Annotated in this window: 12 protein-coding genes and 1 pseudogene; 8 read left to right on the forward strand and 5 right to left on the reverse strand. The window is 74.3% G+C overall.

The window, feature by feature from the left end; all coding sequences use genetic code 11:
• Positions 1 to 2 precede the first annotated feature (2 nt).
• From dcd to mnhG, 8 genes and pseudogenes are all read left to right on the forward strand, one after another.
• A complete protein-coding gene (gene dcd / locus ACUW6W_RS02390) occupies positions 3 to 584 on the forward strand; it encodes a dCTP deaminase (protein ID WP_036317147.1) in 582 nt (193 codons plus the stop codon).
• Positions 503 to 1903: pseudogene (locus ACUW6W_RS02395) on the forward strand (MFS transporter); the annotation flags it as partial. The gene dcd and the pseudogene ACUW6W_RS02395, both read left to right, overlap by 82 nt.
• 68 nt (positions 1904 to 1971) lie before the next feature.
• On the forward strand, positions 1972 to 5070 hold the full coding sequence (locus tag ACUW6W_RS02400; protein ID WP_454179733.1) for a Na+/H+ antiporter subunit A: 3099 nt from the start codon (positions 1972 to 1974) through the stop codon (positions 5068 to 5070).
• Positions 5067 to 5627, forward strand: a complete 561-nt coding sequence (locus tag ACUW6W_RS02405; protein ID WP_002858374.1) for an NADH-quinone oxidoreductase subunit K — start codon at positions 5067 to 5069, stop codon at positions 5625 to 5627. Before ACUW6W_RS02400 ends, ACUW6W_RS02405 begins: the two co-directional genes overlap by 4 nt.
• Positions 5624 to 7255, forward strand: a complete 1632-nt coding sequence (locus ACUW6W_RS02410; RefSeq protein ID WP_101966063.1) for a Na+/H+ antiporter subunit D — start codon at positions 5624 to 5626, stop codon at positions 7253 to 7255. The genes ACUW6W_RS02405 and ACUW6W_RS02410 overlap by 4 nt, the downstream gene beginning before the upstream one ends.
• Positions 7242 to 7859 (forward strand): Na+/H+ antiporter subunit E, encoded by a 618-nt coding sequence (locus ACUW6W_RS02415; protein WP_070708908.1) that lies wholly within the window; start codon positions 7242 to 7244, stop codon positions 7857 to 7859. Before ACUW6W_RS02410 ends, ACUW6W_RS02415 begins: the two co-directional genes overlap by 14 nt.
• A complete protein-coding gene (locus ACUW6W_RS02420) occupies positions 7859 to 8197 on the forward strand; it encodes a monovalent cation/H+ antiporter complex subunit F (protein WP_454179735.1) in 339 nt (112 codons plus the stop codon). Before ACUW6W_RS02415 ends, ACUW6W_RS02420 begins: the two co-directional genes overlap by 1 nt.
• Complete coding sequence (mnhG, locus tag ACUW6W_RS02425; RefSeq protein WP_036383647.1) at positions 8194 to 8601, forward strand: monovalent cation/H(+) antiporter subunit G; 408 nt, start codon at positions 8194 to 8196, stop codon at positions 8599 to 8601. Before ACUW6W_RS02420 ends, mnhG begins: the two co-directional genes overlap by 4 nt.
• A gap of 78 nt (positions 8602 to 8679) precedes the next feature.
• On the opposite strand, the gene ACUW6W_RS02430 is transcribed toward mnhG, so the two are convergent.
• The 5 genes from ACUW6W_RS02430 to ACUW6W_RS02450 form a co-directional block, all read right to left on the reverse strand.
• Positions 8680 to 8958, reverse strand: coding sequence for a DUF4235 domain-containing protein (locus tag ACUW6W_RS02430; protein ID WP_036383649.1), 279 nt, complete (start codon positions 8956 to 8958; stop codon positions 8680 to 8682).
• 77 nt (positions 8959 to 9035) lie between these two features.
• Positions 9036 to 10037, reverse strand: a complete 1002-nt coding sequence (locus tag ACUW6W_RS02435; RefSeq protein ID WP_036383651.1) for an aminotransferase class IV — start codon at positions 10035 to 10037, stop codon at positions 9036 to 9038.
• Positions 10038 to 10101: 64 nt separating this feature from the next.
• Positions 10102 to 13383 (reverse strand): MMPL family transporter, encoded by a 3282-nt coding sequence (locus ACUW6W_RS02440; protein WP_454179737.1) that lies wholly within the window; start codon positions 13381 to 13383, stop codon positions 10102 to 10104.
• Positions 13384 to 13545: 162 nt separating this feature from the next.
• Positions 13546 to 14058 carry a nucleoside/nucleotide kinase family protein gene (locus ACUW6W_RS02445; protein WP_036340014.1) on the reverse strand — a complete coding sequence of 171 codons (513 nt, stop codon included), beginning with the start codon at positions 14056 to 14058 and terminating at the stop codon, positions 13546 to 13548.
• A complete protein-coding gene (locus tag ACUW6W_RS02450) occupies positions 14055 to 14531 on the reverse strand; it encodes a MarR family winged helix-turn-helix transcriptional regulator (RefSeq protein ID WP_036340011.1) in 477 nt (158 codons plus the stop codon). Before ACUW6W_RS02450 ends, ACUW6W_RS02445 begins: the two co-directional genes overlap by 4 nt.
• Positions 14532 to 14561 lie beyond the last annotated feature (30 nt).

Genomic DNA, 14561 nt, shown 5'->3' on the forward strand with positions numbered 1-14561 from the left:
CCGTGCTGCTCTCCGACCGCGACATCCGCGCCGAGCTCGACTCCGGCCGCGTGGGCCTGGACCCCCTCGACCCGGCGATGGTCCAGCCCGCGTCCGTGGACGTGCGCCTGGACCGGTTCTTCCGGCTCTTCGACAACCACCGGTACGCGCACATCGACCCGCGTCAGGAGCAGGACGAGCTGACCCGGCTGGTGGAGGTGGACCCGGACGAGGCGTTCATCCTGCATCCGGGGGAGTTCGTGCTCGGCTCCACCTATGAGCAGGTCACGCTGCCGGACGACCTCGCCGCCCGCCTCGAGGGCAAGTCCTCGCTGGGGCGGCTGGGCCTGCTGACGCACTCGACCGCCGGGTTCATCGACCCCGGGTTCTCCGGGCACGTCACGCTCGAGCTGTCCAACGTGGCCACGCTGCCCATCACGCTGTGGCCGGGGATGAAGATCGGCCAGCTGTGCTTCTTCCGGCTCTCCTCGGCGGCCCAGTCGCCGTACGGCACCGGGGCCAACCAGAACCGGTACCAGGGTCAGCGCGGGCCCACGGCCTCCCGGGCGCACCGCGACTTCCACCTCACCCGCATCGAGCGATGACCGGCGCCGCGCTCCCGCCGGTCGCCTCCGCCGCCCCGCGTCGCCAGGTGGCCGCGTGGGCGCTGTGGGACTGGGGCTCGGCCGCGTTCAACGCGGTCATGGTCACCTTCGTGTTCGGCACCTACCTGGCCTCGGACGCGTTCGGGCCGGACGAGCGGGGCACGGCGTGGCTGTCCACGGCCCTGGCGATCGCCGGCGTCGTGATCGCCCTGACCGCGCCCGTGATGGGCCGGCGCGCGGACGGCGCGGGCCGGCGCCGCCTCTGGCTGGGGGTGATGACGGCGGCGGTGATCGCGTGCACCGCGGCCTGCTTCTGGGTCACCCCGGAGGAGTCCTCGCTGCTGCTGGGCGTCACCCTGATCGCCCTGGGCACGGTGTTCTTCGAGTTCGCGGAGGTGCAGGTCAACGCGATCCTCGTGCACATCTCGACGCCGGCCACGATCGGCCGGATCTCGGGCATCGGCTGGGGCGCGGGCTATCTCGGTGGCATCCTGCTGCTGCTGATCGTGTTCGTGGGCTTCGTCTCGGGGGACGCGCACTGGTTCGGCGTCACGGAGGACGCGGCGCTGAACATCCGGGTGGTCGCGCTCGTGGCCGCGGCGTGGTTCCTGGTGTTCGCGATCCCGGTGCTGGTGGCCGTGCCGGACCCGGCGCCCGCGCCGTCCCCCGGCGGCGGCCCGCGGCGGGAGTCCCTGGCGGCCTCGTACCGTGCGCTGGGGTCCACGCTGGCGCGGATGTGGCGCGAGGACCGGAACACGCTGTGGTTCCTCGTGGCCTCGGCGGTGTTCCGCGACGGCGTGGGCGCGGTGTTCGTCTACGGCGCCATCCTGGGCACCACGGTCTACGGGCTGGCGGCCTCGGACGTGGTCCTGTTCGCGATCGCGGCCAACGTGGTGGCCGCCCTGGGCGCCTTCGTGGGCGGGCGGCTCGACGACGCAGTCGGCCCGCGCCGGGTGATCCTCGGTTCGCTGGCCGCCATGGTCCTCGTGGCCGGGGCGCTGTTCTTCGCCTCGGGCACCCTCGCGTTCTGGGTCGGCGGGCTGGCGCTGTGCCTGTTCGTGGGCCCGGTGCAGTCGGCCTCGCGCGCGTTCCTGGGCCGGCTCACCACGCCGCGGACGGCCGGCGAGGTGTTCGGGCTGTACGCCACCACGGGCCGCGCGGTCGGGTTCATCACGCCCGCGCTCGTGACGCTCGCGCTCGCCCTGCACCCGGACAACCGGGTGGTCATCCCCGTGATCGCCGTCGTGCTCGTGGCCGGTGGGCTGCTGTTCGCCCGGGTCACGGAGCCGATCACGCGGAGCGCGGAATCGGTCCGCTGACCCCGGGTGGGGCGCATCCCTCCGTTAGGCTGGACCGGACCCTCGCCCGTGCCTGACGAAGGGACCGCATGCTCGTCATCCTGACCGCGCTCTTCGTCGTCGCGCTCGCCGCCCCGGTGATCTTCCGGTGGACGGGACGTCAGGGGTTCTATCTGCTCGCCGCCGCTCCCGCGGCGGGTTTCGTCTGGCTGCTCACCCAGCTGCCGCACGTGTTCGCGCTGCAGGAGGCGCTCGACGCCGGCCGGCCGGTCCCGGCCTCGGCGGCGCACCTGGACCGGTCCCTGCCCTGGGTGCCGTCCCTGGACATCACGCTCGCGTTCCGCATGGACGCGCTCGCCGCGTTCATGTCCCTGATCGTGCTGGGAGTCGGCGCGCTGGTCCTGGCCTACTGCGCCCGCTACTTCCGGGAGCACGAGCCGCGCAACGCGGTGTTCGGCGGGCAGCTGCTGGCGTTCGCCGGCGCGATGTTCGGGCTCGTCACCACGGACGACCTGATGGTGCTCTACACCTTCTGGGAGATCACGTCCGTCCTGTCCTTCCTGCTGATCGGCTACTCGGGCCACCGCATCTTCGCCCGCCGCTCCGCCATCACCGCCCTGATCGTCACCACGTTCGGCGGCCTGGCCATGCTCGCGGGCCTGATCATGCTGGCCCACTTCGCCGGGTCCTGGCGGATCTCCGGGGTCCTCGAGGCCGCCCCCGCCCTCATGGCCGACGCCGGGCTGCGCGGGCTGCTCGAGGTCGCCGTCGCGCTCGTGCTGATCGGCGCCCTGACCAAGTCGGCCCAGGCGCCGTTCCACTTCTGGCTCCCGGCCGCCATGGCCGCGCCCACCCCCGTGTCCGCGTACCTGCACGCGGCGGCCATGGTGAAGGCCGGCGTGTTCCTCGTGGCCCGCCTGGCCCCGGAGTTCCACGACCTCACGTCCTGGCAGATCCTGGTGCTCGGCGTCGGCCTGTGGACCCTGGTGCTCGGCGGCTGGCGCGCCCTGCGGCAGACGGACGTCAAGCTCGTGCTCGCCTACGGCACGGTCTCCCAGCTCGGCTTCCTCATGGTGGCCAACGGCCTGGGCACCCGGGACGCGGCGATGGCCGGGCTCGCCATGCTCCTGGCCCACGCGGTGTTCAAGGCGCCGCTGTTCATGATCGTCGGCATCATCGACCATGAGGCCGGCACCCGCGACCTGCGCAAGCTCTCCGGCATCGGGCGGCGCCATCCGGTCCTGGCCGCCGTCGCCGTGGCGGCGGGGCTGTCCATGGCCGGGCTGCCCCCGCTGTTCGGCTTCGTGGCCAAGGAGTCCGTGCTCGAGTCGCTGGCCGCCCACGGGGCCGCCCACGGCGGCGTGTGGGCCTGGAGCCCGCTCGTGGTCATGGCCCTGGGCTCGGTGCTCACCTTCGCCTACACGTGGCGCTTCCTCTGGGGCTGCTTCGCCGTCAAGCGGGACGAGGCGGGCGAGACGGTGCCGGAGACGCAGTTCCACACCCGCGTCACCACCCTCGAGCTGGCCCCGGCCGCGCTGCTCGCGCTCGTCGGCCTCGTGCTCGCCTTCCTGCCCGGCCCGGTGGAGGGGATCATCACCGCCCACACGGGCTCCCTGCCGCCGCTGGACCCGGCGGAGAAGCCGGCCTACCTGGCCCTGTGGCACGGCTGGACGCCCATCCTCGCCCTCTCCGCGGGGATCTGGGTGCTCGGCGCGCTGCTCGCCCTTGCCCGCCGCCCGTTCGAGGCGCTTCAGGAGCGCACCGAGTCCCCCCTGGACGCCGCCCGCGGATACCGCCGGCTCATCGGCTACGTGGACGAGACGGCCGTGTGGGTCACGGGCCGCACCCAGACCGGCTCGCTGCGCCGCTACCTGGCCATCATCCTCACGACGGCGGCCGGCCTGCCCGTCGCCTTCCTCCTGTTCCCCGTCGGGCGGGAGGACCGCGTCCTGGCCACCGCGTTCCTCGACGGGGACATCATCGGGGCGGAGAGCCCGGCGCAGCTGGTCATCGTCCTGATGATCGCCGTGGCCACCGTGTTCGCCGTCCGCGCCCGCCGCCGCTTCAAGGCGATCATGCTGGTGTCCGTGACCGGCTACGGCGCCGCCGCCCTGTTCGCCCTGCGCGGCGCCCCGGACCTCGCCATCACCCAGGTGCTCGTGGAGACCATCATCCTGGTCACCCTCATCCTGGGCCTGCGCGTGCTGCCGCCGGACTGGTACGACCGCCGCACCGGCTCACGGCGGCTGGGCCGCCTGGCCGTGGCCGTCGGGTTCGCGCTGACCATGATGTGGATCGCCGCCACCGCGCTGGCCGCCCGCACCGCCGAGCGCATCTCGCTGCCCATGCCGGAGCTCGCCTACACGGACGGCTACGGCACGAACGCCGTGAACGTCACCCTCGTGGACATCCGCGCGTGGGACACGTGGGGCGAGATCACGGTGCTGGCCGCCGCGGCCACCGGCGTGGCCTCCCTGATCTTCCTGCAGCACCGCGACGGGCGCACCCGCAGCATCGACGACGTCGCCCCCGGCTCCGTCGGCGACTTCGGCGCCGACTCCTCGCTCGGGGCCCGCGAGCTGTCCGTCGTGCGCAGCTTCGCTGTGGACGATCGCAAGGGCCAGTGGCTCGTGGCCGGCCACACGATGGCCCCCGAGCGGCGCTCGATCATCCTCGAGGTCGTCACCCGCTTCATGTTCCCGATCATGATGCTGCTCTCCGTCTACCTGCTGCTGGCCGGGCACAACACCCCCGGCGGCGGCTTCGCCGGCGGCCTGCTCGCAGGCCTGGCCCTCACGCTGCGCTTCCTCGCCGGCGGCCGGTACGAGCTGCAGGAGGCCTCCGTGATCCCGGCCGGGCCCATGATCGGCCTGGGCCTGGCGATCGCCACGCTCACCGGGATCGCCCCGCTCTTCTTCGGCGGGCAGATCCTGCAGTCCTATGTGGTGGAGTTCACCGACCTGCCGCTGTTCGGCGACGCCCTCAAGCTGGTCTCGGCCACGGCGTTCGACATCGGCGTGTACCTCGTGGTGGTCGGGCTCGTGATCGACGTGCTGCGCTCGCTCGGCGGTGAGGTGGACCGCCGGGGCGAGGAGGCCCGCCGCGCCCGCCTGCGCGCCGCGGCCCGCCGTCGTCATCCGCGCATGCCCACCCCGTCCACCCCCGACGCCCCGGAGGCCGCCCGATGATGACCGTCGACCTGGCCCTGCTCCTGGCGATGGGCGTGATGTTCGCCGGGGGGATCTACCTGGTGCTCGAGCGCAGCCTGACGCGCATCCTGCTCGGCATCGTGCTGATCAACAACGGCGCCATCATGCTGCTGTTCCTCTCCTCGGGCGGCACGGGCCTGGCCCCGCTGTTCGTGCGCGGACGGGACCCGCACGAGTACGCGGACACGCTGCCGCAGGCGCTGATCCTCACCGCGATCGTGATCGGCTTCGCCGTGGTCGCGTTCCTGACCGCCATGATCTACCGCTCGTGGCTGCTCGTCCGCGAGGACGAGGTCGAGGTGGACGCGGAGGACGTCAAGATCGCCCGGATGCCCGCCTGGGACGCGGAGGACGACGCGGAGCTCGTGGAGGAGTCCTCCGAGTTCCTGGACGACGCCGCGGACCCCAACGCCCACTACGAGCACGCGACGGAGGCACGGCCCCAGGTGCAGCACGCCACGCCCGCCCCCCAGGCGCCCACCGGATCCGGGGCAGCGTCCCGCGGCCGCCGTCCCGAGGGCGGGGAGCGCGCATGAGCATCGGTTCCGTCCCCCTGACCGACCTGGCCCCGCTGGCCGTCATGCTGCCCGTGCTGGGCGCGGCCGTGACCTTCATGCTCGTGCGCCGCCCCCGCGCGCAGATCACCGTCACGGTCTCCGCGCTCGTGCTCACCCTCGTGCTGGACGCGCTGCTGCTGGCCGCGGTCTGGGACACCGGGGTCGCGGCCGTCCACCTCGGCGGCTGGCCGGCCCCGCTGGGCATCAGCCTCGTGGTGGATCGGCTCTCGGCCCTCATGCTCGTGGTGTCGGCGCTGATCACCCTGGCGGTGTTGCTGTACGCCTCGGCGCAGGGGCTGATCAACCGGGACGAGGGTGGGCCGGTCTCGATCTTCCACCCCACGTTCCTGATCCTCGTGGCGGGCGTGTCCAACGCGTTCCTCGCCGGCGACCTGTTCAACCTCTACGTGGGCTTCGAGATCCTCCTGACGTCCTCCTACGTGCTGCTGACCATGGGGGGCACCGCCCAGCGCATCCGCGCGGGCATCACCTACGTGGTGGTCTCCGTGCTCTCCTCGGTGGTGTTCCTGATCGCGATCGCGATGATCTACGCGGCCACCGGCACCGTGAACATGGCGGACCTGGCCGTGAAGCTGGGCGAGCTGCCCACCGACGTGCAGATGGTCCTGCACGTGCTGCTCCTGGTGGGCTTCGGCATCAAGGCGGCCGTGTTCCCGCTGTCCTTCTGGCTGCCGGACTCGTACCCCACCGCGCCCGCCCCGGTGACCGCGGTGTTCGCGGGCCTGCTCACCAAGGTGGGCGTGTACGCGATGATCCGCACCGAGACGCTGCTCTTCCCGGGGGAGCACGTCAACGCGCTCCTGCTCGTGGTGGCCGCGCTGACCATGGTGGTGGGCATCCTCGGCGCGCTGGCCCAGACGGACATCAAGCGCATCCTGTCCTTCATCCTCGTCTCCCACATCGGCTACATGATCTTCGGCCTGGGCCTGGCCACGGAGGCGGGGCTGGCGGCCACCGTGTACTACGTGGCCCATCACATCACCGTGCAGACCACGCTCTTCCTCGTCACGGGTCTGATCGAGAACCGCGCCGGCACCGCGAACATCGACCGCCTCGGGTCCCTGGCGAAGGTCTCCCCGTTCGTGAGCGTCCTGTTCCTCGTGCCCGCGCTCAACCTCGGCGGCATCCCGCCGTTCTCCGGCTTCCTCGGCAAGGTCGGCCTGCTGCGCGGCGGCGTCGAGCAGGCCACGCCCCTGGCCTACACGCTGGTGGGCGTGTCCCTGCTCGTGTCCCTGCTGACCCTGCTCGTGGTGGTGCGCGTGTGGACCCGCGCGTTCTGGCGCCGCGTCGAGGACCTGGAGCACCCGCCCGCCCAGCTCGTGGCCGCCTACGAGCGGGCCGTCGCCCGTGGCGAGCGCCCCCGCCCGCTCGAGCCGGGCCTCGTGCTGCCCACCACGGCGCTCGTGGGCCTGACGCTGGTGTTCACGGTGGCCGCCGGTCCGCTGTTCGCCCTGGCCGACGAGGCCGCCACGGACATGCTCGACCGCTCGCCCTACATCGCGGCGGTGCTCGACGACGCCGCGGCCGAGCGGGCCGCGGCCACCCTCAGCGTCGACCCGACGGAGGTGCACGATGCCCGGAAGTGACTCCGCCCGCCGCGACGTGGTGCGCCCCGACCGGGTCCGGGGCATCGTGGCCCAGTGGCCGCTGATCCTCGTGATGGTGGCCGTGTGGTGCGCCCTGTGGCAGGACTTCGCCCCGCACGTGGCCCTGGCCGGCCTCGCCTTCGCGCTGCTGATCCTCGGGCTCTTCCCGATGCCGAGCATCCCGTTCAGCGGCCGTCTGAACCCCTGGTGGTCCCTCGTGTTCACGGTGCGGTTCCTCGTCGACGTCGTGCGCGCCTCGGTCAACGTGACCGGGGTGGTGCTGCTGCGTGGCCGCCGCGCCCGCGGCTCGATCGTGGGCGTCCCGCTGCGCAGCCACGACGACCTCATCATCACGCTCGTCAGCCACGCCCTGGTCCTGGTGCCGGGCTCGATCGTGCTGGACGTGGACCGGGTCCGCTCCGTCCTGTACCTGCACGTGCTCGACGCGACCACGGACGAGGACGTGGAGGGCTTCCGCGCCAAGGCCCTCGACGTGGAGGCGGGCATCATCCGCGCCGTCGGCACGCGTGAGGACCTCGAGCTGGTCCGCCGCTTCCCGAGTTCGGCGCCCCCCGCCGCCCGCCCCCCGAAGGAGGAGGCCTGATGGACCCCATGGACCTGGCCACGTGGGCCGGCGGGGCGCTGCTCGTGGTCGGCGCCGTCGGTGCGCTCTACCGGATCGTGCGCGGCCCCTCGCTGCTGGACCGGGCGGTCGCCACGGACGTGCTGCTCGTGGTGTTCTCCGGGATGCTCGTCCTGGAGATGGCCGTGCGCCGCCACACGGACAACGTGGTGCTCGTGGTGCTGGCGGCCACCGTCGGCTTCGTGGGCTCGGTGACCGTGGCCCGCTTCGTCGAGGACCGGCGGCCCGACCACTCGCTCGAGGACCAGGCGCGCGTGCCCGGCACCACGGACGTGCCGGGCGGGGAGGAGGGCCGATGACCGACACCGCCACGCTCCTGGACTGGCTGGCCGCGTTCCTGCTCGTCAGCGGTGCCTTCTTCTCCCTGGTGGCCGGCGTGGGCCTGTTCGTGCTCCCGGACCTGCTGGCCCGCATGCACGCCGCCGCCAAGCCGCAGGTCCTCGGCCTGCTGCTCATGCTCGCCGGGCTGGCGATCGAGTGGCGGTCGTGGGTGTGGCTGCCCGTGCTGTTGCTGGCGTGGGTCACCCAGATGGTCACGGCCCCGGTGGCCTCCCACCTGGTGGGCCGTACGGGCTACCGCACCAAGCACGCCCGCCGTGAGCTGCTGCACCGGGACGAGCTGGCCGCCGTCGTCCGTCGCGCCGAGCCCCCGGCGGACCCCGGGCCGCGCCGCGCCGGCGCCCGGCCGCGCGGGCGCCGCTGACACCACCCCGCACAGCACGACGGCCGCCGTCCGGATCCCTCCGGGCGGCGGCCGTCGTCGTGGTGGTGGCGGGGCGGCTCAGACCTCGTGGTCCACGCGGTGCGCGGTGGACTCGGACACCTTGCGGATCGCGGCGCCGGCGCCGCGCTGGCCGGCGACCTTCAGCAGCGCCGCGACGCCCGCGGAGATGAACGCGAAGGACAGGGCCTCGATGAGGGGCAGCGTCTCGTCGGCCGCGTCGTTCGGGGCGCTGTGGCCGGTGACGAGCCGCCAGCCGCCCGCCACCACGCGGGAGCCGACGATGCCGCCGACCAGCGTGATGCCGGCGGACAGGGCCTTCTGGGCGAGCGTGTTCATGGTGCGCCTTCCGTGGTCGGGGATCTCACGTGCGGTTGCGGCCGCGGCCGACGACGCCGGACGGGCCGGTCCCCAGCCTAGCCCGCGGTGGGCACCGGGTCGCCGCTGACGTGCCGGCCGGGGTCGCCGTCGGCGTCCAGATGGGCCTGCAGCATGCCGGTGAGCTCGTGGTCCACGGGGATCTCGACGCCGTCGACGGCGCGCACCGGCAGGACGCCGCGCACCGAGGAGACGAGCCAGACGCCCTCGGCGCCCTGGAGGTCCGCCGGGACGAGCGGGCCGTAGCCGAGCTCCCAGCCGTCCGCGTGGGCGGCCGCGAAGATCACGGCCTGCGACGTGCCGGCGAGGATGCCCTTCTGGCGCAGCGGGGTGAGGAGGCGGCGGACGCCGTCCTCCCCGGTGCGCACGATCAGCACCGTGGAGGTGGGGCCCTCGAGCAGGTAGCCGTCCGCGCTGGTGAAGACGACGTCGTCGGCGCCGTGCGCGCGGGCGTAGCGCAGGGCGGCCATGTTCACGGCGTAGGAGAGGGTCTTCGCGCCGGTGAGCAGCCACGGGGAGCGCTCGGGGGCCTGCGAGTCGATGCCGCGGTCCAGCAGCAGCACCCGCAGCCCCCGCTGCCGCTCCTCGTCCTGGATCGCCGGGGCCGGGCTCAGCAGCGCCCACGCGGTGGGCGTGGGCACCGCGCCGGGAGCCGCGTCCGGGCCGCGGGTGACGGTCAGGCGCACGGCGAGACGGTCCCCGGGCGCGACGTCGTTGGCCTCGGTGAACGCCCGCAGGCCGAGCGCGACGGCGGCCTCCCACGCCGCCGCCTCGGGGGCGGCCAGCTGCAGGGCGGCGGCGGACGCGGCCAGCCGGCCGAGGTGGGCTCCGAGCTTGCGCATGCGCAGGGTCCCGAGCCCGTCGGCGACGGCGAGCGCCGTCTCGAAGATGCCGTCGCCGCGCGTGACCCCCTGGTCCGTGACGCTCAGGTGCGGGACGGCCGGGTCCGCGAGCCGCGGGGCGGGGGCGCCGTCCGCGTCCGTCTCGAGCAGGACGAGGACGGGCGAGCCGGCGGCGGGGGAGAAGGCGGTGGGACGCATCCGCCCAGGATAGACGCCCGCCCCCGGCCGATCGGGGCCGGGGGCGGGCATCAGTCGGGGGCGGTCAGGCCCGGTGGGCGCCGCCGTCCGGGGCGGGGACGGAGGGCTGCGCCGGGGCGTGGGCGCGCTCGAGCTGGGCGCCCTCCACGTCCACGTCCGGCATGATCCGGTCGAGCCAGCGCGGCAGCCACCACGCCTTCTCGCCGAGCAGGTGCATCAGCGCCGGCATCAGGAGCAGGCGCACCACGAACGCGTCCAGCAGCACGCCGAAGGCCAGGCCGAAGCCCATCGGGCGGATCATCGCGTCGTGGGCGAAGATGAACCCGCCGAACACGGAGATCATGATGATCGCCGCGGCGATCACGACGGCCCGGCCCGAGCGCAGGCCGGTCAGCACGGCCTGGCGGGCGGGCAGGCCGTGGGCGTAGGCCTCGCGCATGCCGGAGGCGATGAACAGCTGGTAGTCCATGGCCAGGCCGAACAGCACGCCGATCATGATGGTCGGCAGGAAGCTGAGCACGGGGCCGGGGTTGTGGACCCCGAACACCGAGCCGAGCCAGCCCCACTGGTAGATGGCCACCACGCCGCCCATGGCGGCGAACATGGAGAGCACGAACCCGCCGGTGGCGATCAGCGGCACCAGGATCGAGCGGAACACCAGCACCATGATCAGCAGGGACAGGCCCACCACCACGCCCAGGTAGAGGGGCAGGGCGTCGGAGAGCTTCTCCGAGACGTCGATGAACCCGCTGGTCATGCCGGCCACGCCGAGGTTGGAGGCCTCGCCGGCCGGCTCGGTGGCGCGCAGGTCGCGCACCAGCTCCTCGGTGGAGACGGCGTTCGGGCCCTCCTCGGGCAGCACCTGGAACATGGTGACGGTGCGGTCCTCGTTGAAGCCCGCGGGCACCACGGCGTGCGCGTGCTCGAGGCCGGCGAGCTGCTCGCCGACGTCGAGCTGGGCGTCCGTGGCGCGCCCCTCGTCCAGGCCGGCGGGCAGGTCCACGGTCACCACGAGCGGGCCGTTGTAGCCCTCGCCGAACTTCTCGGCGGTGAGCTCGTACGCAACCTGCGAGTCGGAGCCCTCCGGCTCGGACCCGCCGTCCGGCAGGCCCAGGCGCATCGAGCCGACCGGCAGGGCCACGAGCACCAGCAGGGCGACGGCCGCCAGGGCCGAGGCGATCGCGGCCGGGGTGGACATGGTCGAGCGGCGCCCGGCGCGGCGCACGGCGGCGGAGCCCTCGGCGACGGAGGCGGGACCCTCGTCGGCGAGGCGGGCCCGCTCCTTCTTCGAGAGGATCCGCATCCCGGCCAGGGAGAGCAGGGCCGGGGTCAGGGTGACGGCCACCAGCACGGCCACGGCCACGCAGACCGCGCCCACGGTGCCCATCAGGCCCAGGAACGGGATGCCGGTGACGTTCAGGCCCACGAGGGCGACGATCACGGTGATGCCGGCAAACACCACGGCGTTGCCGGAGGTGCCGTTGGCCAGCGCGATCGACTCGTGCAGGCCCGTGCCGCGACGCAGCTCCTGGCGGTGCCGGTTGACGATGAACAGCGCGTAGTCGATGCCCACGGCCAGGCCCAGCATCACCCCGAGCACCGGGGTCACGGAGATCATCTCCACGGCGGAGGAGAACGCGAGCGCCCCGGCGGCGCCCACGCCCACGCCCACCAGCGCGTTGACCAGCGGCAGACCCGCGCCCACGAGGGTGCCGAGCATGACCACCAGCACGATCGCGGCGACCACGAGGCCCACGACCTCGCCCGGGCCGAGCAGGGAGGGCGCGGTGGCGTTGAGCTCCTGGGAGGGATGCACGGCGACGCCGTCGATGTCCGCGCCGGTGAGGGCGCCGGTGACCGCCTCCTTGTCCTCGGCGGTGACGTCCAGGGTCGGCGTGGTGAAGGTGACGATCCCGACGGCGGTGCTGCCGTCCTCGGACACGGTGCGGAAGTCCTCCGCGAGGGCCAGGGTGCGCTCGCCGCGCTCGGCCTCGACGCGGCCGTCGTCCAGCTCGGCGCGGCCGTCGGCGAGGTCCGCCTCGGCCTGGTCCAGGCGCTCCGCGCCGGCGGCCAGCTGGGCCCGGCCGTCCTCGAGCTCGGCGACGCCGCGCTCGTACTCGGCCCGGCCCTCGTCGATCTTCTGCTGCTGCGCGTCGAGCTCGGCCTCGGCCGCGTCCAGGGCCTGCTGCCGTCCCGCGGCCACCTGCTCGCGGCCGGCCTCGAGCTCGGCCTCGGACTCCTGCAGCTGCTGCCGGCCGGCGGCGAGTCGGGCGGCGCCGTCGTCGGCCTCGGCCTGGGCGGCCGCGAGCTGTTCGGCGCCCGCGTCGGCCTCGGCCTGGGCGGCCTCCAGCTGGGCGCGGGCGGCGTCGGCCTGGTCCTGACCGGCCGCCAGCTGTGCCTCGGCGGCGGCGAGCTGCGCCTCCTGGTCGGCGAACTGCTCGGTGACCTGCTCCGCCGGGATGCCGGCGGCCTCGGCCTCGGCCAGTGCGGCGTCCCGGGCCTGCTCGAGCTCGGTGCGGCCCGCGGCCAGCTGCTCGGCCCGGGCGTCGAGCTCGGCCTGCCCGGCCTCGAGCTCGGCCCACCGGGCGTCGAGCTCGGCCTGCGCGGCCTCGAGCTCCTGACGCTGTGCGTCGAGCTTGGCCTGCCCGGCCTCGAGGCGCTCCGCCTGCTCCTCGAGCTCGGCGCGGCCGGCGTCGAGCTGCTCCTGGCCTTCGGCCACCTGCTGCTCGGCCTCCCGGAGCGGGGCCAGGGCCTCGGCCGGCAGGGCGTCCAGGCCACGCTCCTCGAGGTCGGCGCGCGCGGCGTCGAGCTTCGCCTGCCCCTCCTCCAGCTGGGCGGCGGCCTCGGCCAGGCGCTGCTCGCCCGCGTCGGCCTCGGCCGTGCGACGCTCGAGCTCGGCCCGGCCGTCCTCGATCTCCTGGCGTCCGTCCGCGAGGCGCTGCTCGCCGTCGGCCAGCTCGGTGCGGCCCTCGTCCAGCCGGGTGCGGGCGTCGTCCTGCTGGGCCTGGGCCTCGAACGGGTTCACGACGCCCTCCACGGCCGGCTGCTCGGCGACGTCGTCCAGCAGGGCGGTGATCTGCTCGCGCTGGGCGTCGGTCAGGGGGGAGCCGTCCTCGGTGGTGAACACGACCTGGCCCCTGCCGCGGGAGGCTTCGGGGAACTCCTCCTTGAGACGGTCCGTGACCTGGGCGGTGGGGGTGCCGGGGATGGTGACGGTGGAGGAGAGCGTGCCGCCGAAGGCGAGGAACCCGCCGACGGCGAGGGCCAGGGCGAGCACCCAGGCGAGGATCACGAGGAGGGGGCGGCGGGCGGCGCCGAGGCCGAGACGGTAGAGCAGTGTCGCCATGGGAAGGGTGAGGTCTCCGTGCGCTGGGGTGGGACGCGGCCGGACGCGGCGCGCCGCCTCCGATGCTACACCTAAGCGGAGCGAACCGCTCCGGTCCCGGCGCGGGCGCCCGACCGGCCCGCACGCAGACCCCGACGCCCCCGGCCCCGGGCACCGCCGCCGTCAGGCGGAGGGCAGACGCAGGATCAGGTCCGCCGCGGCGCGCGGGGCGTGCCGGGCCAGGTAGTCCTCCTCCTGTGCGGCCCAGCGGTCCCAGTGCGGGGCGAAGGTCTCACCGTCCCGGGCCAGCGCCCGCGTGCGCCGCGCGGGGGTCTCGAGCTCGAGCCACACCGCCAGGTCGAGCAGCGGCCGGGCGGCGGTGCTGAGCGCGCCCACGCCCTCGCACACCACGACGTCGGCCGGCGCGGTCCCCCGCGGCGGACCGGGGGCGGCACGGTGCCAGTCCCATGTGGTCCAGGTCGCCGTGCCGCCCTCCCGCAGCGCGCGCACGACGGCCGGGTAGGGGCCGTCGTCGCCCACCGCCGCGGCCAGCCCGTCCCAGCCCCGGTACATGGACTCGATCTCGATCACCTCGACGCGCGCGAACGGTGCGATCCGGGCCGCGAGCGCGGCGGCGAGGACGGTCTTGCCCGACCCCGAGCGGCCGTCGAGGCCGATGAGCGCCGGTCGAGTCACGGGTCCTCCGGGGCGGGGTCCGTCAGTGCGGCGGTGGCCGCCTCGAGCACCCGCACCGCAGCCCGCAGCTCCGCGGCGGAGAATCCCTCGAGGGCGGCGCTCAGCCGCTGGGACATCGGTTCGAACGCGCGCTGTCCGTCGCGGCGGGCCGTGTCCGTGTGCTCCACCAGCACGCGCCGCCGGTCGCCCTCGTCCCGGCGGCGGCGGACGTGGCCCGCGGCGGCCAGGCGGTCCACGAGGGCGGTGGCCGAGGCCCGGGTGAGGTGCAGGTGGGCGCCGAGGTCCGAGGCCGTGACGGGCTCACCGGCCGCCGCGCGGGCCATCAGGAGCGCCAGGGCTCTGAGGTCCGTGCGGTGCAGGCCGACGCCGCGGCCGGCCTCGTCGACGGCGTGCTCCGCGCTCTCGCTGAAGACGCGCAGCGCGTGGACCACGGCGAGGTGCTCCGCGGGGGCGGAGGGGGGCTGCGTGGTCATGGCCGGGAGTCTAGCCAGCCCCCATGGTTG

The organism is Micrococcus sp. 093350064-1, assembly GCF_053627955.1.

Coding starts and splice junctions, on each gene's coding strand:
- ACUW6W_RS02400 (WP_454179733.1), top strand. CDS start 1,972: ATGCTCGTCATCCTGACCGCGCTCTTCGTCGTCGCGCTCGCCGCCCCG.
- ACUW6W_RS02405 (WP_002858374.1), top strand. CDS start 5,067: ATGATGACCGTCGACCTGGCCCTGCTCCTGGCGATGGGCGTGATGTTC.
- ACUW6W_RS02410 (WP_101966063.1), top strand. CDS start 5,624: ATGAGCATCGGTTCCGTCCCCCTGACCGACCTGGCCCCGCTGGCCGTC.
- ACUW6W_RS02415 (WP_070708908.1), top strand. CDS start 7,242: ATGCCCGGAAGTGACTCCGCCCGCCGCGACGTGGTGCGCCCCGACCGG.
- ACUW6W_RS02420 (WP_454179735.1), top strand. CDS start 7,859: ATGGACCCCATGGACCTGGCCACGTGGGCCGGCGGGGCGCTGCTCGTG.
- mnhG (WP_036383647.1), top strand. CDS start 8,194: ATGACCGACACCGCCACGCTCCTGGACTGGCTGGCCGCGTTCCTGCTC.
- ACUW6W_RS02430 (WP_036383649.1), bottom strand. CDS start 8,958: ATGAACACGCTCGCCCAGAAGGCCCTGTCCGCCGGCATCACGCTGGTC.
- ACUW6W_RS02435 (WP_036383651.1), bottom strand. CDS start 10,037: ATGCGTCCCACCGCCTTCTCCCCCGCCGCCGGCTCGCCCGTCCTCGTC.
- ACUW6W_RS02440 (WP_454179737.1), bottom strand. CDS start 13,383: ATGGCGACACTGCTCTACCGTCTCGGCCTCGGCGCCGCCCGCCGCCCC.
- ACUW6W_RS02450 (WP_036340011.1), bottom strand. CDS start 14,531: ATGACCACGCAGCCCCCCTCCGCCCCCGCGGAGCACCTCGCCGTGGTC.